Source organism: Streptomyces sp. NPDC004266, from assembly GCF_042874095.1.
Classification (GTDB): domain Bacteria; phylum Actinomycetota; class Actinomycetes; order Streptomycetales; family Streptomycetaceae; genus Streptomyces.
Window position 1 is genome coordinate 62,855 of record NZ_JBIAMM010000005.1, and the last position, 23,845, is coordinate 86,699.

Sequence of the window (23,845 nt, forward strand, 5' to 3'; positions counted from 1 at the left end):
GGCCCGGCTCCGCGGCTCAGCGCGTGTGAAGGCGCACCCCGTGTTCGATCCTCTGGCATCCACGGAGCCCCCGCATGTCCGCGACCCTCGTCAAAACCCCTTCCACGGCCCCGCCGGCCGAACCGCCCCCGCGCGTCGTCCCCACCCGCCGCACCGGTCAGTGGACCGCGGCCGCCGCCGTCCTCGTCCTGCTCGCGCTCGGCCTCGTCTCGGTCGTCCGCAACAAGGCCTTCCAGTGGGACGTCGTCGCCGAGTACTTCACCTCCGCGTCCGTCCTGCGCGGCCTCGGCCTCACCCTGTGGCTGACCGCCCTCGTCATGGTCCTCGGCTTCGTCCTGGGCACCCTGCTCGCCGTCCTCAGACTCTCCGCCAACCCCGTTCTCCGAGCCGTCAGTTGGGGCTACATCTGGTTCTTCAGATCCACCCCGATCCTGGTCCAGCTGCTCTTCTGGTTCAACATCGGCGTGCTCTACCCGCAGATCCTCGGCGTGAACACGGTCAACCTCCTCGGCCCCGTCGCCGTCGCCGTCATCGGCCTCACCCTCCACGAGGCCGCCTACGCCGCCGAGGTCGTCCGCGGCGGCATCCTCTCCGTCGACCGGGGCCAGATCGAGGCCGCCCAGTCCCTCGGCCTCGGCCGGTGGCGCCGGCTCTCCCGGATCGTGCTGCCGCAGGCCATGCGCGCGATCGTCCCGCCCGCCGGGAACATGCTGATCGGCACCCTCAAGGGCACCTCGATCGTCTCCGTCATCGCCGTCCAGGACCTGCTCTACTCGACCCAGCTCGTCTACCACCGCACGTACGAGATCATTCCGCTGCTGCTCGTCGCCACGCTCTGGTACGTCGCCGTCACCTCGGTCCTCTCCCTCGGCCAGCACTACGTCGAGCGGCACTACGCCCGCGGCACGGCCGGTGCGCGATGAGGCCGCGCCCCTCCCTCGTGATCGTGGGCGCCGGGCCGCGGGGGACCGGCCTGCTCGAACGGCTCGCCGCCAACCTGCCCGAGCTGTACGGCGACGAGCCCCTCGACGTCCACCTCGTCGACCCGCACCCGGCAGGACCCGGCCGGATCTGGCGCACCGCGCAGTCCCCGCTGCTCTGGATGAACTCCCGGGCCGAGGACGTCACGATGTTCACCGACGAGACCGTCGAGCTCGAAGGCCCCGTCCGCCCCGGGCCCACCCTCGCCGAATGGGCCGGCCTCGACGGCCGCGCCTTCCCCAGCCGCCCCCAGCAGGGCGCCTATCTGCGCTGGGTGTACGAGCGGGCCCGCGCGGCGCTGCCCCCCTCCGTCACCGTCCACGAGCACCGCACCACCGCCCTGCGGATCAGCGGCCCCCGCGACGGACGCCAGCGGGTCTGGCTGGAGGGCACCGCCGTCCCCCTCCTCGCCGACCTCGTCGTCCTCACCGTCGGCCACCTCGACGCCGAACCCGACGGGGAGCAGCGGCGGCTCGCCGACTTCGCCTCCCGCCACCGGCTCGTCCACCTCCCGCCCGACTTCACCGCCGACGCCGACCTCGCCGCCCTCCCCGCCGGCGAACCCGTCCTCGTCCGCGGCTTCGGCCTCGCCTTCGTCGACCTGATGGTGCTGCTCACCGAGGGCCGCGGCGGACGGTACGAGGGCGAGGGCGACGAGCTCGTCTACGTGCCCTCCGGCAAGGAGCCGGTGCTGCACGTCGGATCGCGCCGGGGCGTCCCGTACCACTCGAAGATCGGCTACGTCCTCGACGGCGAACGGCCGCCGCTGCCCCGCTACTTCGGCACCGAGCAGACCGACGCCCTGCTCCGGCGCACCGGGCCGATCGACTTCCGGCGCGACGTGTGGCCGCTCATCGACAAGGAGCTCGGCTGGGCCCACTACCACCGGCTCTTCTCCACCCACCCCGAGCGGACCGCGCTCGCCTGGAGCGACTTCGAGCGGGCCTACGACGAGGCACCGCCGCGCGGGGCCGACATCGCCGCGGTCGTCGCCGCGGCCGTCCCCGACCCCGCCGACCGGCTCGACCTCGACGCCCTCGACCACCCCCTGGACGGCCTCCGCTACGCCTCCGCCGAAGCCCTCCAGCAGGGCCTGCGCGACTACATCACCGAGGACCTGACCCGCCGCCACGACCCCGCTCACAGCCCCGACGCCGCCGTCTTCGCCGGCCTGCTCTCCGTCTACGGCCAGCTCCTGCGCCTCGGCAAGCGACTGGACCCCGGCGCCTGGTGGCACGGCTTCTTCAGCTACCTCGCCTCCGGACCGCCCGGTCCCCGGCTGCGGCAGCTCCTCGCGCTCTCCCGCGCCGGAGTCGTCCGCTTCCTCGGCCCTCAGGTCACCGTCGAGACCGACGAGGAACGCGGCCTCTTCCGGGCCGGATCCGCCGCCGTACCGGGCGAGTGGACCGAGGCCCGCGCCCTCGTCGAGGCCCGGATCCCCGACCCCACCCCGGAGCACACCGGCAGCCCGCTGCTGCGCGCCCTGTACGAGGAGGGCACCCGCACCACCCCCGGCGGCCTCCTCGTCGTCGACCCCGTCGACGGCCGGATCCTGGAGCACGACGGCCGCCCGCACCCGCGCCGCTTCGCCCTCGGCCCGCACACCACCGCCCGCACCGGCAGCGCCTTCACCCGGCCCCGCACCGGCGGGGTCGCCTTCGGGCAGAACGACGTCACCGCGCGGGCCGCCCTGACCTTCCTGCGCGACCGGGAGTGTCGTCTCCCCGTCCCGCTGAGCGCCTGATCCGCGCCCCTCCTCCACCTGCCGAGCGCCCGAGCCGCGCTCCTCCTCCGCCCGTGCCCCGTTCCCGAGGAACCGCCATGTCTCTCACCAGCGATCCGCCCGTCACGAAGGATCCCGCCACCACACCGCCCGCGGCCGCCGACCTCGTGGTCGTCCCGGTGCGCCACCCCTGGCGCTGGGCGGCCGTCGCCGCCACCGCCGTGCTGCTCGTCCAGTTCCTCCACGGGCTCGTCACCAACCCCGGCTGGGAATGGGACGTCTTCGCCGCCTTCTTCACCACCGAGACGATCCTCCGCGCCGTCTGGGTCACCCTCCAGCTCACCTTCTACGGCACCGCGCTCGGCTTCGCGATCGGCATCCTGCTCGCCTTCATGCGCCTGTCGGCCAGCCCGTTCCTGCGGTCGGTCGCCTTCGGCTACATCTGGGCCTTCCGCTCCATCCCGCTCATCGTCCAGCTGCTCTTCTGGTTCAACCTGGCCTACCTCTACAAGGAACTGAGCATCGGCGTCCCCTTCGGGCCGGGCTTCGTCTCCTTCGACACCACGGGCCTCGTCGGCGAGATGGGCGCCGCCGTCCTCGGCCTCGCCCTGCACCAGGCGGCCTACGCGGCGGAGATCGTCCGCGGCGGCGTCCTCGCCGTGGACGAGGGCCAGTCGGAGGCGGCCGCCGCCCTCGGCATCCCCGGGCTCCGGCAGGTGCGGCGGATCGTGCTGCCGCAGGCGATGCGCTCGATCCTGCCCAACGCCGCCAACGAGATCATCTCGCTCTTCAAGGGCACCTCGATCGTCTCCGTCATGGCGATCGGCGAACTCTTCTACCAGGTCCAGGTCGTCTACGGCCGCAACGGCCGCGTCGTCCCGCTCCTGATGGTCGCCACCGCCTGGTACGTCCTGCTCACCACCGCGCTCTCCGTCGTCCAGCACTACGTCGAACGCCACTACGCGAAGGGGAGCGCCCGATGAGCTCCGTCACCAGGACCGCCGGCCCCGCCGACGGGGCCACCGCCACCGCCAAGGTCGAGATCCGCTCCGTCCACAAGCGCTTCGGCTCCCTCCACGTCCTGCGCGGCATCGACCTCGACGTCCGGGCCGGCGAGGTCACCGTCGTCCTCGGCCCCTCGGGCTCCGGCAAGTCCACCCTGCTGCGCACCATCAACCACCTGGAGAAGGTCGACAGCGGCACGGTCGGCGTGGACGGCGTCCTCGTCGGCTACCGCCGCTCCGGGAACAGGCTCTACGAGCTGCGCGAGCGCGAGATCCTCAAGCAGCGCACCCGGATCGGCTTCGTCTTCCAGAACTTCCACCTCTTCCCGCACCTCACCGTCCTGGAGAACATCGTCGAGGCGCCCGTCTCGGCCCTGAAGCGCCCCCGCAAGGACGCCGAGGCGGCGGCCCGGAAGCTGCTCGAACGGGTGGGTCTCGCCGACAAGGCGGAGGCGTACCCCAAGCAGCTCTCCGGCGGACAGCAGCAGCGGGTCGCCATCGCCCGCGCGCTGGCCCTGGAGCCGGGCCTGCTCCTCTTCGACGAGCCGACCTCCGCCCTCGACCCCGAGCTCGTCGGCGAGGTCCTCGACGTCATCAAGGACCTGGCCGCCTCCGGCACCACCATGATCGTCGTCACCCACGAGATCGGCTTCGCCCGCGAGGTCGCCGACACCGTGGTCTTCATGGACGAGGGCCGGATCGTCGAACAGGGATCGCCGGCCGAGGTGCTCGACAACCCGCGTCACGAGCGGACCCGCGCCTTCCTCTCCAAGGTCCTCTGACCACCACTCACCCATAGGAGCAGTACCGCCATGAAGACCCGTCGCGCCGTCCTCACCGCCCTCGCCTCGCTCACCGCCCTCGGGCTCCTCACCGCCTGCGGCTCGGGCGACGCCGCCGTCGGCGAGATCAAGCCGGAGGGACAGAAGGACACCGGCATCAACGTGTCCCCGAACCAGAACCGCGTCCACACCGCCAAGGTCGACGCGATCGCCGCCAAGCTGCCCGCGGCCGTCCGCGAGAGAGGCACCCTGATCCTCGGCGTCTCCGCCAAGAGCAATCCGCCGCTCGCCTTCCGCGCCACCGACGACAAGACGCTGATCGGCGTCGAGGTCGACCTCGCCACCCTGGTCGCCGACACCCTCGGCCTGAAGCCCGAGTTCACCCCGGTCTCCTGGGAGAACCTCTTCGTCGGCCTGGACAGCGGCAAGTACGACGGCGTCTTCTCCAACGTCACCGTCACCGAGGAGCGCAAGGACAAGTACGACTTCGCGACCTACCGCCTCGACGACCTCGCCTTCGAGGCGAAGAAGGGGTCCGGCTGGACGGTGAAGGGCCCCGAGGACGTGTCGGGCAAGCGGATCGCCGTCGGCAGCGGCACCAACCAGGAGAAGATCCTCGTCGACTGGTCCCGGCAGAACGAGAAGGCCGGCCGCAAGGGCGTCGACATCAAGTACTACGACAACACCACCGACTACTACCTCGCCCTCCAGTCCGGCCGCATCGACGGCTACCTCGGCCCCAACCCGACCGTCGCCTACCACGTGGCCTCCGCCGGACAGACCGAGGCCGTCGGCAAGTTCTCCGGAGCGGGCGCCGGACTCCAGGGCAAGATCGCGGCCACCACGAAGAAGGACAGCGGTCTGGTCGCCGCCTACGCGGCCGCGATCGACCACATCGTCGAGAACGGCACCTACGCGCAGGTCCTCAAGCGGTGGGGGCTCGACAACGAGGCCGTGCAGAAGTCGGAGATCAACCCGCCCGGCCTGCCCCGCACCAAGAACTGACCCGCCCCCACCCGTTCCGAGAGAGACCGCATGACCACCAGCACCCGACCGCTCCACCTCGCCGCCGAGCTCGCCCCGGGCTCCGGCCGGGCCGACCCCGGCCCGGACACCACCGCCCGGACGGTCGCGCTCGCCCGGCTCGCCGAGGCCGCCGCGCTCGACTTCCTCACCCACGACGACTCCTTCGGCGGGCCCGGCCTCGACGCGCTCGCCGTCCTCGCCCGGATCGCCCCCGAGACCCGCTCCGTCGGCCTCGTGCCGACCGTCACCACCACCCACACCGAGCCCTTCCACGTCCAGGCCGCCGTCGCCACCCTCGACTGGGTGAGCCGGGGCCGGGCGGGCTGGCGCATCGCGGTCTCCGGCACCGGGGCCGAGGCCCGGCTCGTCGGCCGCCGCCCGGCGCCGCCCGCCGCCGAGCTCTGGCAGGAGGCGGGCGAGGTCGCCGAGGTCTCCCGGAAGCTGTGGGACAGCTGGGAGGACGACGCCGAGATACGGGACGTGGCGACCGGACGGTTCGTCGACCGCCGCAAGCTGCACCACGTGAACTTCCAGGGCGCGACCTTCTCCGTGAAGGGCCCCTCGATCGTGCCCCGGCCCCCGCAGGGCAATCCGGTGACCGTCGTCGACGCCACCCGCCCGGCCGCCCGGGACACGGCGGCCCACCACGCCGACGTGGCCCTGATCAGGGCCTCCTCCGCGGAGGAGGCCGCCGCCCTGCGCGCCGAACTGCACCGGGGGGCCCGGGCCCACGGCCGGGACCCCGGGCAGCTGCGCGTCCTGCTCTCGCAGACCGTCGACCTCGACGCCTACGAGGGCGGGCCCGGGGCGCTCGCCGAGCTGATCGCCGGCTGGCACGGGGGCGGCGCGGTCGACGGCTTCCACCTCGTGCCGGCCGTGCCGGAGCGGGACCTGGAGCGGTTCGCCGCGGTGACCGTGGCCCGGCTCGGGGACCGCGGCCTGTTCCGTACGGCCTACGAGGGCGCCACCCTCCGCGACCACCTGGGGCTCGCCCGGCCGGCCGGCCAGTACGCGACGACGGGAGCGTCCGCATGAGCGCGGTTCCGGGCAGGAAGCAGATCCATCTGGCGGCGCACTTCCCCGGCGTCAACTCCACCACCGTCTGGGCCGATCCGCGCTCCGGTTCGCAGATCGACTTCTCCTCCTTCGAGCACCTCGCGAGGACCGCGGAGCGCGGGCTCTTCGACTTCTTCTTCCTCGCCGAGGGGCTGCGGCTGCGCGAGCACGCCGGGCGGATCCACGACCTGGACGTCGTCGGCCGGCCCGAGTCGATCACCGTCCTGAACGCCCTCGCGGCCGTCACCGACCGGCTCGGTCTCGCCGCCACGGTGAACGCCACCTTCAACGAGCCGTACGAACTGGCCCGGCGGCTCGCCTCCCTCGACCACCTCAGCGCGGGCCGGGCCGCGTGGAACGTGGTCACCTCGTCGGACGCCTTCACCGGGGAGAACTTCCGGCGCGGCGGCTATCTGGACCGCGCCGACCGCTACACCCGGGCCGCCGAGTTCCTCGCCACCGCCCGGGAGCTGTGGGACTCCTGGACCCCGGACGGCGAGCGGCGGCCCTTCGCGCACAGCGGGCCGCAGTTCCGGATCGAGGGGGAGTTCCCCGTGCCGCGCTCCCCGCAGGGGCAGCCGGTCGTCATCCAGGCCGGGGACTCCGCCGAGGGGCGCGAGTTCGCCGCCTCGGCCGCCGACGTGGTCTTCACCCGGCACTCCGCCCCGGAGGCCGGCCGGGAGTTCTACGCCGACGTCAAGGGCAGGCTCGCGCGGTACGGGAGGGCCCCCGGCGACCTGAAGATCATGCCGGGGGTGACGTACGTCCTCGGCGACACCGACGCCGACGCGCAGGAGGAGGCCGCCGAGATCCGCCGGCAGCAGGTCTCCCCGCAGAACGCGATCCTCGCCCTCGAACGGATCTGGGGCCGCGACCTGTCCGGCCACGACCCCGACGGTCCGCTTCCGGACATCGACCCCGACCCGGACTCGGCGCTCGTGCAGGGCCGGGTGCGGGTCGCCGACCCGGTCGCGGTGGCGAGGAGGTGGCGGGCGCTGTCCGAGGCGAAGGGACTGTCGAGCCGCGAGACGGTCATCGAGACGACGGGCCGGCAGTCCTTCGTGGGCTCCCCGGCGACGGTCGCGGCGGCCCTGGAGGAGTTCGTCGCCACGGACGCGGCCGACGGCTTCATCCTCGTCCCGCACCTGACCCCCCGCGGCCTCGACGACTTCGTCGACCGGGTCGTCCCGCTGCTCCAGGAGCGCGGTGTCTTCCGCACGGAGTACACGGGCACCACGCTGCGCTCGCACCTCGGGCTCGCCGACCCGGTATGGAAAGGTGGCACACCATGAGCACGGATCCCCAGCAGGACTGGCAGCACTGGCACGAGCAGCGCGAGGCCGCGGTCGCCTCCTCGTACGGCCCGCTCTCCCTCACGGGCACCCACTGGCTCGCGGACTTCCCCGAGGGTCGCATTCCGGCCATTCCCGGTGAGTGGCGGGAGGAGGGCGGCGAGGTGGTCCTGACGGCGGACGCCGAGGACGGGCTCACCGTCGACGGCAAGCCCTTCGCCGGCACGGTCCGGCTCACCGCCGACCACGGTCCGATCCACGAGTCCCGCGTGGAGTCGGCGGGCCGGCGGCTCGTGGTGATGCGGCGCGAAGGACTGTGGGCGGTGCGGGACTTCGACCCGGGCTCGGAGGCGCGCCGCGCCTTCCGGGGCATCGAGGCCACCCCGTACGACGAGCGCTGGGTGGTGCCCGGTGTGTTCCGTCCGTACGGGGAGACGCGCAGCGTACGGGTGGAGAACGCGGACGGCCGGGAGCGCGGCCTCGGCCTCTCCGGGGAGCTCTCCTTCGAGCTGCACGGCGGCGAGCACGTCCTCCAGGTGGCCGTCGAGGACGACGGCACCCTGTGGGCGGTCTTCGCGGACGCCACCAGCGGCCGGGACAGCTACCGCTTCCGTTTCCTGCGGCCGGAGGCCCCGGCGGCGGACGGCTCGGTGACGGTCGACCTCAACCGCGCGCTGCTGCCGCCGTGCGCCTTCGCGGACCACTTCATCTGCCCGTTCCCGCCGCCCGGGAACACGCTCGACACCGCGGTTCCGGCGGGGGAGCGGCGACTGAACCCGGCCTGAACTGGCCTTTCGTCGCAGAGATACGGATGACGGGCGCCCCCGGCCACGACGGCCGGGGGCGCCCGTCCGTACCGCGGTCTTGTGCGTCCGGCCGGAGAGGGCCACTATCACTGGCGGTGCATGTCAGGGACACGTCACCTGACGGCGCCTCACGGGCCACCACCCAAGGGCCCCTCCGCTTTCCCAGAAGGAGAACAGTGAGGAGCACAGTGAGGAACACCCGCACCCGCCTGCTCGCCGTCGCCGCCGGTCTCGCCGCCGCGACCGCCCTCGGACTCCCCGGCGCCCAGGCCGCCCCCGCCCCCGGCCCCGCCGGAGCCGCCCGGCTCGCCCGCGCCGACGCCGCCGTGGAGGCCGCCGGAGTCGGCGGCACCGCCTGGTACGTGGACAGAGCCGCGGGCCGGGTCGTCGTCACCGCCGACTCCACCGTCACCGCCGCCGGACTCGCCAAGATCCAGAGAGCGGCCGGCGCCGACGCCGGGGCGCTCCGGATCCAGCGCACCCCCGGTGTCCTCAAACCGCTCCTCGGCGCCGGCGACGCCATCTACGGCGGCGGCTACCGCTGTTCGCTCGGCTTCAACGTGCGCAGCGGCTCCACGTACTACTTCCTGACCGCCGGCCACTGCGGCAACGTCGCGAACACCTGGTACACCAACTCGGCGCAGTCGACCCTGATCGGCGCCACCGTCGGCTCCAGCTTCCCGGGCAACGACTACGCCCTGGTCCGCTACGACAACACCTCGCTCTCCCACACCGGCGGCTTCACCGCGGCCGACGCCTACGTGGGCGAGTCCGTCAAGCGCTCCGGCTCCACCACCGGCACCCGCGGCGGCACGGTCACCGGCCTCAACGCCACCGTCCACTACTCCAGCGGCGGCACGGTGAAGGGCCTGATCCAGACCAACGTCTGCGCCGAGCCCGGCGATTCGGGCGGTGCCCTGTACGACGGCACCAAGGCGCTCGGCCTCACCTCCGGCGGCAGCGGCAACTGCTCGACCGGCGGCACCACCTTCTTCCAGCCGGTGCCGGAGGCGCTCGCCAAGTACAACGTCAGCCTCTTCTGATCCCCGCACGGACACCCACTGATCCCCCCACAGGAGGAACAAGAAGTGACCACCCCCACCAAGAAGTTCCGGCTGCTCGCCCTCACCGCCGGCCTCGTCGCCGCCGCCGCGACGCTCGGCGTCCCCACCGCCAGCGCCGACCCGGCCCAGACGTTCAGCGCCACCCAGCTCTCCGCCGCGAGCGACGCCGTCCTCGCCGCAGACGTGGCCGGCACCGCCTGGCGCGTCGACACCGCCACCGGCCAGGTCGTCGTCACCGCCGACTCCACCGTCTCCCAGGCCGAGATCGCCAAGATCAAGCACCGGGCCGGCACCAACGCGGGCGCGCTGCGCATCGAGCGCACCCCCGGCACGTTCAACAAGCTGATCTCCGGCGGCGACGCCATCTACGCGAGCAGCTGGCGCTGCTCGCTCGGCTTCAACGTCAAGGACGGCGCGGGGAACTACTACTTCCTCACCGCCGGCCACTGCACCGACGGCGCGGGCACCTGGTGGTCCAACTCGTCCCACTCCACCGTGCTCGGCTCCACGGCCGGGTCGAGCTTCCCGACCAACGACTACGGCATCGTGCGCTACACCAACACCTCGGTGACCAAGTCCGGCACGGTCGGCAGCGTCGACATCACCAGCGCCGCCAACGCCACCGTCGGCATGTCCGTCACCCGCCGCGGCTCCACCACCGGCATCCACAGCGGCACGGTGACCGGCCTGAACGCCACCGTGAACTACGGCGGCGGCGACATCGTCTACGGCATGATCCAGACCAACGTCTGCGCCGAGCCCGGCGACTCCGGCGGCCCTCTCTACTCGGGCAGCCGGGCGATCGGCCTCACCTCGGGCGGCAGCGGCAACTGCTCCTCGGGCGGGACGACCTTCTTCCAGCCCGTGACGGAGGCGCTGAGCGCGTACGGCGTGAACGTCTTCTGATCCCGTCCCCCGAAGGTCCCTCCGGCCGCCGACGGCGGCCGGAGGGACCGCTCCGTTCCGGGCCCTCCGGCTCCGCGGCCTACCGGCGGACCTCGCCCACCTCCGCGGCGACCGGAACCGGCGCCGGCTTCCACCTCACCGAGGACATCACCAGGGTGACGGCCGCGCCGACGACCGCCCAGACCGACAGGATCACCATCGAGGCGGTCATGCCGTTGCCCTTGAAGTACGCGATCGAGCGCGCCGCCCAGGTGCCCGCGCCCGGCGGCAGGTACGGGCCGATCGCCCGCCAGAACGGCGGCAGCATCGGCAGCGGGAAGGCGCCGCCCGCGCTCGGGTTGCCCGCGATCACGATGAGCAGGATCGCCAGGCCGATGCCGACGATCCCGAACACCGACTGCAGGGCGAGGGTGGCGGCTCCCACCGCGAAGACCACCAGGGTGCCCAGGCCCCACAGGGCCGCGACGCTGCCGGGCAGGGCGCCGAGGATCGGGCCGACGATGATCGCGCCGCCGAGACCGCCGAGGACCGAGTAGAGCGCCAGGACCCCGAGGCGGATGATCGCGCGCTCCCGGTTGGCGGGCCGGGAGCCCGCGCTGATCGCCAGGATCGCGGCACAGATGTAGCCGCCGACGCACCAGCCGATGACCAGGTAGAAGGCGGAGAGTCCGTTGAAGTCCTGGGAGGAGGCGGGGGCCACGTCGACGGTCCGCACACGGCGCTGGTCGGCCGCCTCCAGCTTCGTGATCATCGCCTCCAGGGTCGCGGAGAGCACCTTGCCTCCGCCGGAGGCGACGAGCAGGGTGTCGGTGCGGCCCCGCGGGTCGACGATCAGGGCCCCGTCGACGTCCCGGTTCAGGATCTGGTCCCTGGCCTCGGCCTCGTCCGCGACCGCGCGCGGGTCGAGGGGATCGCCGGGCAGCTGCGCCAGCCGTTCCGTCAGGGCGGCGGAGAGCTGCTGGGGGGCGACGACGCCGAAGGGGACGTCCGTGGGCTTCGGATTGTGCAGGGCCCCGACGTACGAGGTGATGAACAGGAGCTGAAGGGCGAAGACGCCGACGACGAGCAGGGCGGCTCGGGGGGTGACGGCGCTTTTCAGTTCGTCGACGAGACTCATGCCCCCACGCTCCGGGTCCCGGGGCGTTCCCGCAGGCGGGTGGGGGCCGAATGGCGGATCGGACCCGCTCGCGCGTCACCCGGGCGGCTCCGCCGACCGCCTGACGGCGACACAGCACTTTTTACCGACGCGTAACTTCCCAGCCGAGGCTACCCGTGCGTAGCTTGGCTGGAGAGCATCCCCACTTGTGGTCCGGACCGCAGGGCACAGCACCCCCACCTTCCCCTTGAGCCGCAAGGAGATCGCCCGATGCTGCCCCCGAAGTCCTGGAAGCGCGCCGTCAGAGCGCTGTCCGTGCTCTTCCTGACCGCCGCCGCCACCCTCGCCCCCACCGCCGCCGCCCAGGCCGACACCGCTCCCAGCCGTGGCTGGAACGACTTCGCCTGCAAGCCGTCCGCCGCGCACCCCCGCCCCGTCGTCCTCGTCCACGGAACCTTCGGCAACTCCGTCGACAACTGGCTCGCCCTCGCGCCCTACCTGGTCAACCGGGGCTACTGCGTCTTCTCCCTCGACTACGGCCAGCTGCCGGGGGTGCCCCTCTTCAACGGACTCGGCCCCATCGCCGCGTCCGCCGGACAGCTCGACACCTACGTCGACCGCGTCCTCGCCGCCACCGGCGCCCCCGAGGCCGACCTCGTCGGACACTCCCAGGGCGGCATGATGCCCCGCTGGTACCTCAAGTTCCTCGGCGGGGCCGAGAAGGTGAACACGCTCGTCGGCATCGCCCCCGACAACCACGGCACCACCCTGCTCGGCCTCACCAAGCTCCTGCCGTACTTCCCCGGCGCCGAGGACGTCATCAGCTCCACGACCCCCGGCCTCGCCGACCAGATCGCCGGCTCGGCCTTCATCACCAAGCTCAACGAGGGCGGCGACACCGTGCCGGGCGTCCGCTACCACGTCATCGCGAGCCAGTACGACGAGGTCGTCACCCCGTACCGCTCCCAGTTCCTGACCGGAACGAACGTCACCAACGTCCTCATCCAGGACAAGTGCGCGCTCGACCTCTCCGAGCACGTGGCGATCGGCACGGTGGACCGGGTCACCTTCCACGAGGTGGCCAACGCCCTCGACCCGGCCCACGCGACCCCGACCACCTGCCTCTCGGTGATCGGCTAGCCCCGGGCCCGGCGGCGCCGGCCCGTCCCGAAGAGCACCGCCGCACCCAGCGCGAGCACGGCGGCGCCACCGACCGCGAGATACGGGGTGGTGGCGTCGCCGCCCGTCTCCGCCAGCTGGGTGCCGGAGCCCGAACCGGCGGCGGGGGCGGGCACGCCGGCCGCCGGCGCGGTGGGCGCGGGGGCGGTGGTGGCCGTCGCCCCGTTCTCCCCGCTCCCCCCGTGCCCACCGTGTCCGCCGTGTCCGCCGTGCTGGACCGTGGACTTGTCCGCGCCGTCCTGGATCTGCTCCTCGGTGGGCGCGGAGGCGGTCGGGGCGGGAGCGGTCGTCGCCGGGCCCGTACCGGTACCGCCGCCGCTGTCCTTCCCGAACACCACGTCGGAGCAGGTGTAGAACGCCTCGGGGGAGTCGGAGCGCTGCCAGACCGAATAGATGAGATGGCGGCCGGACTTCTTCGGCACGGTCCCCTGGAACACGTAGTCGCCGTTCCGCATCCCCGGATCGGTCACCGTCACGAACGGCCGCTCCTCCAGGTCCGACCACTTCAGCGGCTTCGACGGGTCGTACCCGTCCTTCGTCACGTACAGCGCGAACGAGCCCTTGTGCGGGGCGGTCCCCTTGTACCGGAAGGTGTGGGAACCGGCCGCCATCGGGCTCGCCGGCCAGTCGGCCCGCGCGAGGTCGAGCCCCCGGTACTTGTCGTTGCCCGCGCTGCACAGCTCGCCGTCCGGGATCAACTGCCGGTGCCGTCCGGCCGCGTTCGCGATGTTCACCGCGTTCCAGTCGTAGAACGCCTGCGTCCCGCTCGCCGCCACGGCCGCCTTGCACGCCGCCGACTTCGGCGCCTCGGGCCCCTCCGCGTAACAGGCCGCGACCCGGCTCACCGGGTCGGTCATCGACCCGTGCGCGAGAGCGGGAGACGCGGCGAGTCCGGACAGGACCAGCGCTGCGGTGACGGTGGCTGTTGCCGTACGGCGAGAGGCCATGGGGGGACGACTCCTTCACGAGGGTGGTGTGGGGGGTTGCCGAGCAAACTAGCCCCGGAAGAAGCGTGGATCGTGGCCTTTAGGGTCGCGTTAAGGCGCAGGTAAGAGGCGGCTGAGGAACAGCTAGCCCAGCCGCCGGTAGCGGCGCTCCGGGCGGCCCGTGCCGCCGTACCGGAGGGTGACCTCCGCGCGGCCCGTCTCCGCGAAGTACTCCAGGTAGCGGCGGGCGCTCACGCGGGAGAGGGAGCCCGCTTCCGCGCACTCCGTGGCCGACAGGCCCTCCGGGTGGGCGCGGAGGACCGAGTCGACCAGGTCCGCCGTGTGCGCCGCGAGGCCCTTCGGGAGCTCGCGGGAGCCGCGGGGCCGCGAGCCGAAGATCCGGTCCACGTCCTCCTGACGGGCCTCGTCCAGCCCGTCGAGGCGATGGCGCAGCGCCGCCACGTGCCGCAACTGCTCGTGCAGCGCCGCCTGGGTGAACGGCTTGATCAGATAGTGCAGGGCCCCGGCGCGCAGCGCCGAGCGGATCGTGCCCACGTCCCGCGCCGCCGTGATGAACAGCGCGTCCATGCCCAGTCCGGCCGCGCGCAGCTCCCGCAGCACCCGCACGCCGTCCATGTCGGGCAGGAAGACGTCGAGCAGCACCAGGTCGGGACGGAGCCGCTCGGCCGCGCGGAGCGCCTCGGCACCACTGTGCGCGACCCCCGCCACGGTGAAGCCCGCCACCGCCGACACGTAGCGGCAGTGCAGCTTGGCGACCATGAAGTCGTCGTCCACGACCAGCACCTTCGTCACGCCGACCCACGCTAGGTCCCGACCACAACGACCACAACGTCCGTTGATTGCGGAAGAGAGACAGCTTCTTAACGCGAGGGCAACATGTGGGCCACCTCACACCCCCCTTCCCTCCTGCTTGAGAGGCGGCACACGTGCGGTTGCGCACCCCCTTCGCCCTCCTCGGGGCGGCTCTCCTGGTGCTCGTGGGCCCGCCGCTGCTCAGCCCGGGCACCGGCTCCGACACCGGCACCGCGATACCCGGCCTGCGCTTCATGGTCCCCAACACCCCCGGCGGCGGATACGACATCACCGCCCGCACCGCGGCCGAGAACGCCGAGGAAGCCGGTCTCACCGGCGACGTCGAGGTCTTCAACCTGCCCGGCGCGGGCGGCACCGTCGGCCTCACCCGGCTCGTCGGCGAGCGCGGCAACGGCCGCCTCGCCATGTCCATGGGCCTCGGCGTCGTCGGCGCCGTCCACACCAACAAGACGCCCAGGACCCTCGCCGACACCACCCCGATCGCCCGGCTCACCGAGGAGCAGGACATCGTCGTGGTCGGCAAGGACTCCCCGTACAAGACGATCCAGGAGCTGCTGGCCGCCTGGAGGAAGGATCCGGGGAAGCTGCCCGTCGGCGGCGGCTCCTCGCCCGGCGGCCCCGACCACCTCGCCCCGATGCTGATGGCACAGGCCGCCGGGATCGCGCCGAAGGACGTCAACTACGTGCCCTTCGACGGCGGCGGCGAACTCCTCGCCTCCATCCTCGGCGACAAGGTCGGCTTCGGCGTCTCCGGCGTCGGCGAGTACCTCGACCAGATCAAGGCGGGGGAGCTGCGCCTGCTCGCCGTCACCGGACCGAAGCGGGTCCCCGGCCTCGACGCCCCCACGCTCCGCGAGGCCGGCCTCGACACCGAGTTCACCAACTGGCGCGGCATCGTCGCCCCGCCCGGCCTCTCCGACGCCGAGCGCGAGAAGCTCGTCGCCCTCGTGACCGAGCTGCACGGCTCCCCGCAGTGGCGCGAGTCGCTGAGGACCCACGGCTGGAACGACGCCTTCCTGCCCGGTGCGGAGTTCGGTGCCTTCCTCACCGAGCAGGACCGTAGGGTCGGCTCCGTCCTCAAGGAGCTCGGACTGTGAACACGACGCTCAAGAACCTGCTGCGCGGACGCTCCGAACTCGGCGTCGGCGCCCTCCTGTTCCTCCTCGGCGTCCTCGTCCTCACCGACGCCCTCACCCTCGACGCCGACCTCGCCGGCCGCGGTCCCGTCGGACCCGCGACCGTCCCCCTCGTCGTCGGCTGCGGCCTCCTCGTCGTCGCCGTCCTCCTCACCGCCGACGTGCTGCGCGGCGGCCGGGGCGAGGCCGAGGGCGGCGAGGACGTCGACCTGACGGAACCCGCCGACCGGCGCACCGTCCTGCTCCTCGCCGGCGTCTTCCTCGCCTTCGCCGTCCTCATCGGCCCCCTCGGCTTCCCGATCGCCGGTGCCCTCCTCTTCTGGGGCGCGGCCCACGCCCTCGGCAGCCGGCACCTCCACCGGGACCCGCTGATCGCGGCCGCCCTCTCGCTCCTCACCTACGCCGTCTTCGACAAGCTGCTGGGCGTCCCGCTGCCCGGCGGCCCGCTGATGGGAGTGATCTGACCCATGGATTCCCTGAGCTCCCTCATCGACGGCTTCGGGACCGCCCTCACCCCGATGAACCTGCTGTGGGCCGCCGTCGGCGTGCTCCTCGGCACCGCCATCGGCGTCCTGCCCGGCATCGGTCCCGCCATGGCCGTCGCCCTGCTGCTCCCGGTCACCTACGGACTCGAACCGACCGGCGCGTTCATCATGTTCGCCGGCATCTACTACGGCGCCATGTTCGGCGGCTCCACCACCTCGATCCTCCTCAACACCCCCGGCGAGAGCGCGGCCGTCGTCGCCGCCATCGAGGGCAACCCGATGGCCAAGGCAGGGCGCGGCGCACAGGCCCTCGCGGCCGCCGCCGTCGGCCACTTCGCCGGAGGCATGATCGGCACGACCCTGCTCGTCGTCCTCGCCCCGACCGTCGCCGCGCTCGCCGTCGACATCGGCGCCCCCGACTACCTCGCCCTCATGGTCCTCGCCTTCATCGCGGTGACCTCCGTCCTCGGCTCCTCCCGCATCCGCGGCCTCGCCTCCCTGCTCGTCGGCCTCACCATCGGGCTCGTCGGACTCGACCAGATGACCGGACAGCAGCGCCTCACCTTCGGCTCGCTCCAGCTCGCCGACGGCATCGACGTCGTCATCGTCGCCGTGGGCCTCTTCGCGATCGGCGAGGCCCTCTGGGTCGCCGCGCACCTGCGCCGCACAGCCGGGGAGGCCATCCCGGTCGGCCGCCCCTGGCTCGGCCGGGACGACGTCAGGCGCACCTGGAAGTCCTGGCTGCGCGGCCCCCTCATCGGCTTCCCGTTCGGCGCGATCCCGGCCGGCGGCGCGGAGATCCCGACCTTCCTCTCGTACGTCACGGAGAAGCGGCTCTCGAAGCACGGGGACCAGTTCGGCAAGGGGGCCATCGAGGGCGTGGCCGGACCGGAGTCCGCCGCCTCGGCCTCCGCCGCCGGCACGCTCGTCTCCATGCTGACCCTCGGCCTGCCCACGACCGCCGTCGCCGCCGTGATGCTGGCAGCGTTCCAGCAGTACGGCATCCAGCCCGGCCCGCTGCTCTTCGAGCGGGAGCCCGAGCTCGTGTGGGGCCTGATCGCCTCGCTGTTCGTCGGCATGGTGCTGCTGCTCGCGCTCAACCTGCCGCTCGCCCCCGTCTGGGCCAAGCTGCTGCGCGTCCCCCGCCCGTACCTGTACGCCGGCATCCTCTTCTTCGCCGCCGTCGGCGCCTACGCGGTGGGCGGGGAGGCACTCGACCTGGTCGTGCTGCTCGTCATCGGCCTGATCGGCCTCGGGATGCGGCGCTACGGCCTTCCGGTGCTGCCGGCCGTCATCGGCGTCATCCTCGGGCCGGCCGCCGAGCAGCAGCTGCGCCGCGCCCTCCAGATCAGCGACGGCTCCCTGACGGGCCTGGTGAACACCCCGTTCTCGGTCGCCGTCTACACGGTCGTCCTCGTGCTGCTCGCCTGGCCGCTGGTGAGGAGGGCGGCCGGTCGTCGGGCGACGGCCTGAGGCGCGCGGGAGGACCGTACGACCGTATGTGCGGCGACCGGTCCAACTCGCCCCCGATGGGGTGAGATTCGGACGGCCGGCGACCTGATCCGGTATGCCTGGCGGGCAGCACCTTCCCCCCACCCCGAAGGGACCCCCATGCGCGTCCGACTCGTCCTCACCGCAGCGGCCCTGCTCACCGCCGCCGTCGCCCCTCTCGCCCACGCGGGAGGGGCCGACGGCCTGACCGTCGACGAGTACGGCACGGTCGGCGCCGACAGCACGGTCACCGTCTCCGGCACGTACCGCTGCCTCGACGACAGCGAAGGGCCCGTCTTCGTCAGCTCCACCCTCAAGCAGGGGAGCCGTTCCACCGGCATCGGCGGCACCCGGGCCGTCTGCGACGGGCACTTCCACACGTGGACCAACAGCGCCGTCGTGAAGGAGCCCGCCTACCACCCGGGCGCCGCCCGGGTGGAGGCCACCCTCGTGCAGCTCACGGCCGGAGCGTCGGGCCTGCCGCTGCCGGGCTTCCTCGCCGCCGAGCAGGCGGACGTCGAACTGCGCTAGGCGAGCAGCTCGATCAGGCCCTCCCGGCCGAGTACCTCCAGCTCGTCGAGGGCCACCACGGCACGGGCCGCCGCCTCCGGGTCGGAGGCGGCGAGACCGCTCGCCGCGAACTCGTCCTCGTCGAGCCGCAGCACCTCGCTGCCGTCCGCCGACACCCACAGGTCCAGGTCCAGGTCCTCGACCACCACCCCGGAGCCGTCGATCACGGCCGGCCGGGTGATGTCGCAGTACCAGCCCTTCAGGGCGCCGTCGGCCGACCACACCTCCTTGACGGTGAACCAGCGGTCGCGCCAGTAGTGCTCCACGAACACGTCACCGGGCTCGAACCGCACGAAGCCGAAGTCCCGCACCCCCTCGGCCGCCCACGGGGCCCGCACCGAGAGCCGGGCGCCCTCCTCGGCCAGCACCTCGGCGGGGTAACGGATCTTCGTCCGGCCCGCCTTCGTCAGGGTGATCTCAACCGATCGTCCGGACATACCGCACCTCCGTCGCGCCGACCTCGTAACCGAACCACTCGTTGATCGCCAGCATCGGGCCGTTCCCGGCGTCGTTCCCCGTGAACGCCTCCGTGCAGCCCGCCGCCCTGGCCCGGTGCAGCGAGGTGTTCTTGGCGAGCTTCGCCAGCCCCCGGCCGCGGAACGCGGGCGCGGTGCCGGTCATCCCCGAGGCGTACCGCCCCCGACCGTCCGTCTGCGCCGCGCTGAACGCCGCCGGTACGCCGTCGACCACCGCGACCGTCGTCAGCGCCCGGTCGAGCAGCGGATGCTCCCAGGTGGTCTCCCGCCAGTGCGCGTAGTCGTCCAGCTCCGCGCCCACGTCGCCCGGCTCGTCCGCCGTCGTCACCGCGTCCAGCTCGAACAGCGGCCGGGGGTCGGCCGCGAAGTCCTCGGCCGTGCGCAGCTCGACGCCGGCCGGCGGCTCCTGGAGCGGCGGCAGTCCGGCCGTCAGATCGAGCCGGAGGAAGTGCGCGGAGCGGCTGGGCGCGTAACCGCGCCGCTCCGCCCAGGTGTGGTTCTCCGGCTCGTCCAGGGCCCAGCTGTACACGGTCCGCGCCCCCCGCTCGGCCAGGTGCTCCTCGGCGGCGCGCAGCAGCAGCGTCCCCGCGCCGAGACCCGGGTGCGCGGGGTCCACGTACACGTTGGCGTAGCCGATCCCGGGCCGCGGCGCGTCGTGCGCGATCCCCACCTGGGCGGTCCCGATGATCCCGTCGGCCTCGGTGACGGCGACGAGCGGGCGGTCATGGCTGTCGGGATGGGCGTGGGCCCAGTCGAAGACGAACTGCTCGGGCGTCGCGAGCAGGAAGGGAAGCGCTGCCCGGCGGACCCGGGCGAAACCCTCGGCGTCCTCGGGCCGTACATCACGGACGATCACAGTCATGTGGTGGCACGCTACGGGCGCCCGACGCACCGCCGCCTCCCATTTTCGTGGGGGGTGGGGGCAGAATCGGCCGGGTGACACTCACCATCGCCGTGGACCACGGATCCACCACCGCTCCCTACGAACAACTGCGTGCCCAGATCTCGGAGCGGGCCCGGTCGGGCAGACTGCCGGTCGGATACAAGCTGCCGACGGTACGGGGGCTCGCGGAGCAGCTGGGCCTCGCCGCGAACACGGTCGCCAAGGCGTACAAGGCCCTGGAGGCGGACGGAGTCATCGAGACGCGCGGGCGCCACGGCACCTTCGTCGCCGCCGCCGGTGACGCGGCGACCCGCCGGGCCGCCACCGCCGCCGCCCAGTACGTCGAGGAGGCACGCCGCCTGGGGCTCAGCCGCGAGGCCGCGGAGGCGGCACTGAACGAGGCCCTGCGGGCGGCGTACGACGACTGACGGGCCCCGGCTCCGAACGCTACAGGTACAGGCCCGCCCCCGCCGTGCGGGGCTCCGGGAGGTCCGCCGAGGGCGTGCCGCGGCGCAGCGCGAACAGCTCCGCCAGCGTCGCGCCCTCGCGCGGCACGTCCTCCTCGCGGCCGAGCCACTCCGCCGACTCGGCCCGGCTCAGCGGCCCGACCTCGATGCGGGCCAGGCAGCGGCCCGGCCGGACCACCGCCGGATGCAGCCGCTCCAGGTCCTCGTTGGTGGTGACCCCGACCAGGACGTTGCGGCCCTGGCCGAGCAGCCCGTCCGTCAGGTTGAGCAGCCGTGACAGGGCCTGACCCGCCGTGTGCTTCGCCCCGCCCCTGATCAGCTCGTCGCAGTCCTCCAGGAGCAGCAGCCGCCAGCGTTCCTTCGACGTGCCCTCGTCCTCGCCGATGGCGATGTCCATCAGGTAGCCGATGTCGTTGAAGAGACGCTCGGGGTCGAGCACGCAGTCCACCTGGCACCAGTCCTGCCACGCCCGGGCCAGCGTCCGCAGTGCCGAGGTCTTGCCCGTGCCCGGCGGGCCGTGCAGCAGCAGGAGCCGGCCGGTGATGTCCTCCGGGGTCACCTTCATCAGCCCGTCCATCGCGTCGGCCACCGACGCCGAGTAGTTGGGCCGGACCTCCTCCCAGGTCCCGGCGCTGATCCGGCGGGTCATGCGCCGTGGGCCGCGCTGCGGGGCCACGTACCAGAAACCCATCGTCACGTCCTCGGGCTCCGGCTCCGGTTCGTCCTCGGCCCCTTCCGTGGCCTCGGCGAGGATCCGCTTCGCCAGCTCTGGGTCGGTCGCCGTGACCGTCACGTCCGCGCGCCGGTTCCAGCGGGAGGAGAGGATCGTCCACCCTTCGCCCTCGGCGAGCACCGCACTGCGGTCGTCGTCCCGCGCCGCCCGCAACACCCTGGCCCCCTCCGGGAGCAGCGTCGCGTCGGGCCTGGCCCGGTCCAGGGTGGTGCTGTGCGCGTGCGGCTGCTCGCCGGTCGCGAAGCGGTCGAGGAACAGCGCGTCCAGGACGTCCCCCGGGGAGTCGCCGTCGTCGAGGTTGACGACGACGGGCAGCGAGGCGGGCGGTACGGACGGGGTGTCAGACATGCGCCCATGATCGGGCAACCGGCGGGGCCGCGCACCGGGTTTTGGGGCTGCCGCGGCGCCGGTCGTCCGGCTTCCCGAAGTGGCTTGATCTCGACCGTTCCTGACGGGGGATAGGCAGGTGTTCATCCCCAGTTTTGACATGAACACTTCCGGCGGGGCGGATCCGATGCTACTACCTGGTAGCGCAGAGATCCTGCTACAGGGAGGTTCCATGAGACTGTCCCGTTCTGCCGCTTTCTCGTCCTCGCTCCTCCTCGGCGCCGTCCTCGCCCTCACCGGGACGGGCGCGGCCCGGGCCGCCGAGACCGCCGCACTCGACTACGTGGCCCTGGGGGACTCGTACTCCTCCGGTGTCGGCTCCGGGAGTTACGACAGTGCCAGCGGCGACTGCAAGCGCTCCACGAAGGCGTATCCGGTCCTGTGGAAGAACGCCAACGCCCCCTCCTCCTTCGCTTTCACCGCCTGCTCCGGCGCCCGAACGGGTGATGTGACCGCGAATCAGCTCGGACCCCTCTCGGCCGCCACGGACCTGGTGTCCATCACGATCGGGGGAAATGACGCCGGTTTCGCCGACGTCATGACGACGTGTGTGCTGCAGTCCGAGTCCACCTGCATCAACCGCGTGAATCAGGCCAAGGCCTACGTCGACAGCACGCTCCCCGGCAAGCTCGACGCCGTCTACAACGCCATCAGCAGCAAGGCGCCCGCCGCCCATGTGGTCGTCATCGGCTACCCGCGCTTCTACCAGCTGAGCGGCAGCTGCATCGCCGGCCTGAGCGAGAACGAGCGCAGCGCCATCAACAACGCCTCCGACTACCTCAACGCGGCCACCGCCAAGCGCGCGGCCGACCACGGCTTCACCTTCGCCAGCGTCGTCCCCGCCTTCACCGGGCACGAGATCTGCTCGGGCTCCGCCTGGCTGCACAGCGTCAACTGGCTCAACATCGGCGAGTCGTACCACCCCACCGCCGCCGGGCAGTCCGGCGGCTACCTGCCCACCCTCAACGGGGCGCTGTAGCCGGTCCGCCGGTGCCCGTGGCGCCGGGCCCCGTCGGAGCGGTGCTCGTGACACCGCCCGGCCCCGGCCCGGTGCCCGGTCCGTCGTCCCGTACCGCCTGATACACCAGCGCCCCCGCGAGCAGCAGCGCCCCGACGATCCCGGCCACCAGGACGGGCCCCCGGCGGGGCGCCGTCCGTGGCCGCTCCGACGGCCGGGCCGGTGCCGGCGGTGTCCCGGCCCGCGTGCCGGTGTCGCCCTCGTCGTCACGGCCGGTCCGGGGCGGGGCGGAAGCCTCGACCGGCTCCGCCTCCGTCCTCGGCGTGCCGCCCGAGGCCACCCGGCGCAGCTCCCGCTCGACCTCGTCGGCCGTCACGGCGGGCTCCTCGCCCCTCAGCTCGTCGATCACGGCGCCCAGCGGCCCGGACCGGTCGTCCGCCGCCGCCTCCAGGAGCGCCCCGAGGGAGCGCAGGCCCGCCCCGGGGCCCGTGGAGCCGTCCGGCGCGCCGCCGAAGCCGGTGACGACGACCCGCCCGTCGTTCGCGAGGAGCACCTGCCCGGGCCCCACCCCCCGGTGCGGTACGCCCGCCTCCCGGGCGGCCCGCAGGCCGGCGAGGACCTCGGCGCCGACGCGCGCCGCCTCGCGCGCGGGCAGCGGGCCGTCCGCGTCGAGGGTCTCGGCGAGGGTGAGGCCGCGGACCAGTTCCGTCACGACCCAGGGCCGGCCGTCCTCGGTGACCACGCCGAGGACCCGTACGACGGAGGGGTGGGAGATCCGCGCGGCGGCCCGCGCCTCGCGCTCCCGTCGCGCGTACAGCAGGGGGATGTCGTCGGCCGGCAGCCCGGCCGGGGCGCGGAACTCCTTGAGCGCCACCTCGTGGCGGTCGGTCTCGTCCAGGGCGCGCCAGACGGTGCCCGTCGCCCCCTCGGCGAGGACGTCGAGCAGCCGGTAACGACCCGCGATCACCGTCATGGATCCACGGTAGCCGAGGGGCGCCCTCCCGGCTCCGGTCCTGCGCGGGTGCCGTGCGGGACGGTCCGGACGATCTTGGTGGTGGAGATCACACCCGCCCTCGTGTCCGTGGACGGCGGTCCGGAGGGCAGGATGGTTCGTGATGGTTCGGCAGGTGTTCGAGTGCTGTCCAACTCGCCCTGGAATCAGATGTATTCGGACGGTCACCGTCAACCCCCGTACGAGTGCGGTGAATCCCGCCGCCGGGATACACGGGTGTCACGATGGAGCGATAGGGTTAACCTGCCCGGGCCGGGTGCCCTTGTACGGGTGGGGAGTGACATGGAACAGATAGCAATGCGCAGCAGGCCGCGAGTGCCTGCCATCACCTGCGGAAGCAGCGCGACCAGTTCGCGGCTCGACCGCCATCTCGCGGTGCTCGGCGGCCCCGCCGTGCCCCAGCGCGAAGCGGCCGAGGCGACGCTGCTCATGCGGGAACTGACGACGCGTACGCGCGAGGTGCCGGTGCACAGCCACCGCAGCCGCAGCGCGCGGGTCTCGCTCTTCGCCCCGCTCCGCCGCCTGCGCCGCTCGCTCTTCGGCACGCGCCACTAGCCCCCAGGGCCCCGACC

At 73.0% G+C, this 23,845-nt stretch carries 25 protein-coding genes; 18 read left to right on the forward strand and 7 right to left on the reverse strand.

From position 1 onward, the window contains the following. Window positions 1–74 precede the first annotated feature (74 nt). From ACFYUZ_RS13945 to ACFYUZ_RS13990, 10 genes are all read left to right on the forward strand, one after another. On the forward strand, window positions 75–923 hold the full coding sequence (locus tag ACFYUZ_RS13945; RefSeq protein ID WP_389308664.1) for an amino acid ABC transporter permease: 849 nt from the start codon (window positions 75–77) through the stop codon (window positions 921–923). Next, window positions 920–2,725: an FAD/NAD(P)-binding protein gene (locus ACFYUZ_RS13950; RefSeq protein ID WP_389308666.1), complete on the forward strand. Its 1,806-nt coding sequence runs from the start codon at window positions 920–922 to the stop codon at window positions 2,723–2,725. The genes ACFYUZ_RS13945 and ACFYUZ_RS13950 overlap by 4 nt, the downstream gene beginning before the upstream one ends. A 77-nt stretch (window positions 2,726–2,802) precedes the next feature. Continuing rightward, window positions 2,803–3,687 carry an amino acid ABC transporter permease gene (locus tag ACFYUZ_RS13955; RefSeq protein WP_389308667.1) on the forward strand — a complete coding sequence of 295 codons (885 nt, stop codon included), beginning with the start codon at window positions 2,803–2,805 and terminating at the stop codon, window positions 3,685–3,687. Continuing rightward, entirely contained in the window at window positions 3,684–4,490 is an 807-nt protein-coding gene (locus ACFYUZ_RS13960) for an amino acid ABC transporter ATP-binding protein (protein ID WP_389308669.1), read from the forward strand. The genes ACFYUZ_RS13955 and ACFYUZ_RS13960 overlap by 4 nt, the downstream gene beginning before the upstream one ends. Before the next feature lie 30 nt (window positions 4,491–4,520). Beyond that, the gene (locus ACFYUZ_RS13965; RefSeq protein WP_389308671.1) at window positions 4,521–5,495 is read left to right on the forward strand and encodes an ABC transporter substrate-binding protein; all 975 of its coding nucleotides are present in this window, start codon (window positions 4,521–4,523) and stop codon (window positions 5,493–5,495) included. 30 nt (window positions 5,496–5,525) lie between these two features. Beyond that, window positions 5,526–6,551, forward strand: a complete 1,026-nt coding sequence (locus ACFYUZ_RS13970; RefSeq protein ID WP_389308673.1) for an LLM class flavin-dependent oxidoreductase — start codon at window positions 5,526–5,528, stop codon at window positions 6,549–6,551. Next, window positions 6,548–7,864, forward strand: a complete 1,317-nt coding sequence (locus ACFYUZ_RS13975; RefSeq protein ID WP_389308675.1) for an NtaA/DmoA family FMN-dependent monooxygenase — start codon at window positions 6,548–6,550, stop codon at window positions 7,862–7,864. Before ACFYUZ_RS13970 ends, ACFYUZ_RS13975 begins: the two co-directional genes overlap by 4 nt. Beyond that, entirely contained in the window at window positions 7,861–8,649 is a 789-nt protein-coding gene (locus ACFYUZ_RS13980) for a DUF1684 domain-containing protein (protein ID WP_389308677.1), read from the forward strand. Before ACFYUZ_RS13975 ends, ACFYUZ_RS13980 begins: the two co-directional genes overlap by 4 nt. Before the next feature lie 197 nt (window positions 8,650–8,846). Next, complete coding sequence (locus ACFYUZ_RS13985; protein WP_389308679.1) at window positions 8,847–9,713, forward strand: S1 family peptidase; 867 nt, start codon at window positions 8,847–8,849, stop codon at window positions 9,711–9,713. A gap of 45 nt (window positions 9,714–9,758) precedes the next feature. Further along, window positions 9,759–10,640, forward strand: coding sequence for a S1 family peptidase (locus ACFYUZ_RS13990; protein ID WP_389308681.1), 882 nt, complete (start codon window positions 9,759–9,761; stop codon window positions 10,638–10,640). Between the two features lie 79 nt (window positions 10,641–10,719). On the opposite strand, the gene ACFYUZ_RS13995 is transcribed toward ACFYUZ_RS13990, so the two are convergent. Next, window positions 10,720–11,757, reverse strand: a complete 1,038-nt coding sequence (locus ACFYUZ_RS13995) for an ABC transporter permease (protein ID WP_389308683.1) — start codon at window positions 11,755–11,757, stop codon at window positions 10,720–10,722. 249 nt (window positions 11,758–12,006) lie between these two features. Between ACFYUZ_RS13995 and ACFYUZ_RS14000 the strand changes: the two genes are divergently transcribed. Continuing rightward, window positions 12,007–12,876, forward strand: coding sequence for an esterase/lipase family protein (locus ACFYUZ_RS14000; RefSeq protein WP_389308685.1), 870 nt, complete (start codon window positions 12,007–12,009; stop codon window positions 12,874–12,876). Here the strand turns inward: ACFYUZ_RS14000 and ACFYUZ_RS14005 are convergent. Both ACFYUZ_RS14005 and ACFYUZ_RS14010 read right to left on the reverse strand, forming a co-directional pair. Further along, window positions 12,873–13,862 carry a lytic polysaccharide monooxygenase gene (locus ACFYUZ_RS14005; RefSeq protein ID WP_389308687.1) on the reverse strand — a complete coding sequence of 330 codons (990 nt, stop codon included), beginning with the start codon at window positions 13,860–13,862 and terminating at the stop codon, window positions 12,873–12,875. The two genes, ACFYUZ_RS14000 and ACFYUZ_RS14005, sit on opposite strands and share 4 nt — an antisense overlap. A 123-nt stretch (window positions 13,863–13,985) precedes the next feature. Further along, window positions 13,986–14,654: a response regulator gene (locus tag ACFYUZ_RS14010; RefSeq protein WP_389308689.1), complete on the reverse strand. Its 669-nt coding sequence runs from the start codon at window positions 14,652–14,654 to the stop codon at window positions 13,986–13,988. Between the two features lie 134 nt (window positions 14,655–14,788). On the opposite strand from ACFYUZ_RS14010, the gene ACFYUZ_RS14015 reads away from it, so the two are divergent. From ACFYUZ_RS14015 to ACFYUZ_RS14030, 4 genes are all read left to right on the forward strand, one after another. Next, window positions 14,789–15,772, forward strand: a complete 984-nt coding sequence (locus ACFYUZ_RS14015; protein WP_389308691.1) for a Bug family tripartite tricarboxylate transporter substrate binding protein — start codon at window positions 14,789–14,791, stop codon at window positions 15,770–15,772. Continuing rightward, window positions 15,769–16,275 (forward strand): tripartite tricarboxylate transporter TctB family protein, encoded by a 507-nt coding sequence (locus ACFYUZ_RS14020; RefSeq protein ID WP_389308693.1) that lies wholly within the window; start codon window positions 15,769–15,771, stop codon window positions 16,273–16,275. Before ACFYUZ_RS14015 ends, ACFYUZ_RS14020 begins: the two co-directional genes overlap by 4 nt. Window positions 16,276–16,278: 3 nt before the next feature. Beyond that, on the forward strand, window positions 16,279–17,769 hold the full coding sequence (locus ACFYUZ_RS14025; protein ID WP_389308695.1) for a tripartite tricarboxylate transporter permease: 1,491 nt from the start codon (window positions 16,279–16,281) through the stop codon (window positions 17,767–17,769). A gap of 138 nt (window positions 17,770–17,907) precedes the next feature. After that, window positions 17,908–18,318 (forward strand): DUF6299 family protein, encoded by a 411-nt coding sequence (locus ACFYUZ_RS14030; protein WP_389308697.1) that lies wholly within the window; start codon window positions 17,908–17,910, stop codon window positions 18,316–18,318. Here the strand turns inward: ACFYUZ_RS14030 and ACFYUZ_RS14035 are convergent. Both ACFYUZ_RS14035 and ACFYUZ_RS14040 read right to left on the reverse strand, forming a co-directional pair. Continuing rightward, window positions 18,315–18,794 (reverse strand): DUF402 domain-containing protein, encoded by a 480-nt coding sequence (locus ACFYUZ_RS14035; RefSeq protein ID WP_389308699.1) that lies wholly within the window; start codon window positions 18,792–18,794, stop codon window positions 18,315–18,317. The genes ACFYUZ_RS14030 and ACFYUZ_RS14035 overlap by 4 nt on opposite strands. Next, window positions 18,775–19,695, reverse strand: a complete 921-nt coding sequence (locus tag ACFYUZ_RS14040) for a GNAT family N-acetyltransferase (protein WP_389308701.1) — start codon at window positions 19,693–19,695, stop codon at window positions 18,775–18,777. The genes ACFYUZ_RS14035 and ACFYUZ_RS14040 overlap by 20 nt, the downstream gene beginning before the upstream one ends. Window positions 19,696–19,769: 74 nt before the next feature. Between ACFYUZ_RS14040 and ACFYUZ_RS14045 the strand changes: the two genes are divergently transcribed. Further along, complete coding sequence (locus tag ACFYUZ_RS14045) at window positions 19,770–20,144, forward strand: GntR family transcriptional regulator (protein ID WP_030691233.1); 375 nt, start codon at window positions 19,770–19,772, stop codon at window positions 20,142–20,144. A 19-nt stretch (window positions 20,145–20,163) separates the two neighbouring features. Here ACFYUZ_RS14045 and ACFYUZ_RS14050 read toward each other — a convergent pair whose 3' ends face one another. Next, window positions 20,164–21,264 carry a DUF5925 domain-containing protein gene (locus ACFYUZ_RS14050; RefSeq protein WP_389308703.1) on the reverse strand — a complete coding sequence of 367 codons (1,101 nt, stop codon included), beginning with the start codon at window positions 21,262–21,264 and terminating at the stop codon, window positions 20,164–20,166. Between the two features lie 211 nt (window positions 21,265–21,475). Between ACFYUZ_RS14050 and ACFYUZ_RS14055 the strand changes: the two genes are divergently transcribed. Further along, window positions 21,476–22,282 carry an SGNH/GDSL hydrolase family protein gene (locus tag ACFYUZ_RS14055; protein ID WP_389308705.1) on the forward strand — a complete coding sequence of 269 codons (807 nt, stop codon included), beginning with the start codon at window positions 21,476–21,478 and terminating at the stop codon, window positions 22,280–22,282. Here ACFYUZ_RS14055 and ACFYUZ_RS14060 read toward each other — a convergent pair. Continuing rightward, window positions 22,266–23,234, reverse strand: a complete 969-nt coding sequence (locus tag ACFYUZ_RS14060; protein ID WP_389308707.1) for a protein kinase — start codon at window positions 23,232–23,234, stop codon at window positions 22,266–22,268. The genes ACFYUZ_RS14055 and ACFYUZ_RS14060 overlap by 17 nt on opposite strands. A gap of 321 nt (window positions 23,235–23,555) precedes the next feature. Between ACFYUZ_RS14060 and ACFYUZ_RS14065 the strand changes: the two genes are divergently transcribed. After that, window positions 23,556–23,828 (forward strand): hypothetical protein, encoded by a 273-nt coding sequence (locus ACFYUZ_RS14065; protein ID WP_389308709.1) that lies wholly within the window; start codon window positions 23,556–23,558, stop codon window positions 23,826–23,828. Window positions 23,829–23,845 lie beyond the last annotated feature (17 nt).

Excerpts from the sequence above, each read along its gene's own strand:
- ACFYUZ_RS13975 (WP_389308675.1), top strand. The coding sequence starts at position 6,548 with ATGAGCGCGGTTCCGGGCAGGAAGCAGATCCATCTGGCGGCGCACTTC.
- ACFYUZ_RS14025 (WP_389308695.1), top strand. The coding sequence starts at position 16,279 with ATGGATTCCCTGAGCTCCCTCATCGACGGCTTCGGGACCGCCCTCACC.
- ACFYUZ_RS14030 (WP_389308697.1), top strand. The coding sequence starts at position 17,908 with ATGCGCGTCCGACTCGTCCTCACCGCAGCGGCCCTGCTCACCGCCGCC.
- ACFYUZ_RS14060 (WP_389308707.1), bottom strand. The coding sequence starts at position 23,234 with ATGACGGTGATCGCGGGTCGTTACCGGCTGCTCGACGTCCTCGCCGAG.
- ACFYUZ_RS14035 (WP_389308699.1), bottom strand. The coding sequence starts at position 18,794 with ATGTCCGGACGATCGGTTGAGATCACCCTGACGAAGGCGGGCCGGACG.
- ACFYUZ_RS14055 (WP_389308705.1), top strand. The coding sequence starts at position 21,476 with ATGAGACTGTCCCGTTCTGCCGCTTTCTCGTCCTCGCTCCTCCTCGGC.
- ACFYUZ_RS14005 (WP_389308687.1), bottom strand. The coding sequence starts at position 13,862 with ATGGCCTCTCGCCGTACGGCAACAGCCACCGTCACCGCAGCGCTGGTC.
- ACFYUZ_RS14000 (WP_389308685.1), top strand. The coding sequence starts at position 12,007 with ATGCTGCCCCCGAAGTCCTGGAAGCGCGCCGTCAGAGCGCTGTCCGTG.
- ACFYUZ_RS13995 (WP_389308683.1), bottom strand. The coding sequence starts at position 11,757 with ATGAGTCTCGTCGACGAACTGAAAAGCGCCGTCACCCCCCGAGCCGCC.
- ACFYUZ_RS13950 (WP_389308666.1), top strand. The coding sequence starts at position 920 with ATGAGGCCGCGCCCCTCCCTCGTGATCGTGGGCGCCGGGCCGCGGGGG.
- ACFYUZ_RS13965 (WP_389308671.1), top strand. The coding sequence starts at position 4,521 with ATGAAGACCCGTCGCGCCGTCCTCACCGCCCTCGCCTCGCTCACCGCC.
- ACFYUZ_RS14065 (WP_389308709.1), top strand. The coding sequence starts at position 23,556 with ATGGAACAGATAGCAATGCGCAGCAGGCCGCGAGTGCCTGCCATCACC.
- ACFYUZ_RS13955 (WP_389308667.1), top strand. The coding sequence starts at position 2,803 with ATGTCTCTCACCAGCGATCCGCCCGTCACGAAGGATCCCGCCACCACA.
- ACFYUZ_RS14050 (WP_389308703.1), bottom strand. The coding sequence starts at position 21,264 with ATGTCTGACACCCCGTCCGTACCGCCCGCCTCGCTGCCCGTCGTCGTC.
- ACFYUZ_RS14040 (WP_389308701.1), bottom strand. The coding sequence starts at position 19,695 with ATGACTGTGATCGTCCGTGATGTACGGCCCGAGGACGCCGAGGGTTTC.
- ACFYUZ_RS13980 (WP_389308677.1), top strand. The coding sequence starts at position 7,861 with ATGAGCACGGATCCCCAGCAGGACTGGCAGCACTGGCACGAGCAGCGC.
- ACFYUZ_RS13945 (WP_389308664.1), top strand. The coding sequence starts at position 75 with ATGTCCGCGACCCTCGTCAAAACCCCTTCCACGGCCCCGCCGGCCGAA.
- ACFYUZ_RS13960 (WP_389308669.1), top strand. The coding sequence starts at position 3,684 with ATGAGCTCCGTCACCAGGACCGCCGGCCCCGCCGACGGGGCCACCGCC.
- ACFYUZ_RS13970 (WP_389308673.1), top strand. The coding sequence starts at position 5,526 with ATGACCACCAGCACCCGACCGCTCCACCTCGCCGCCGAGCTCGCCCCG.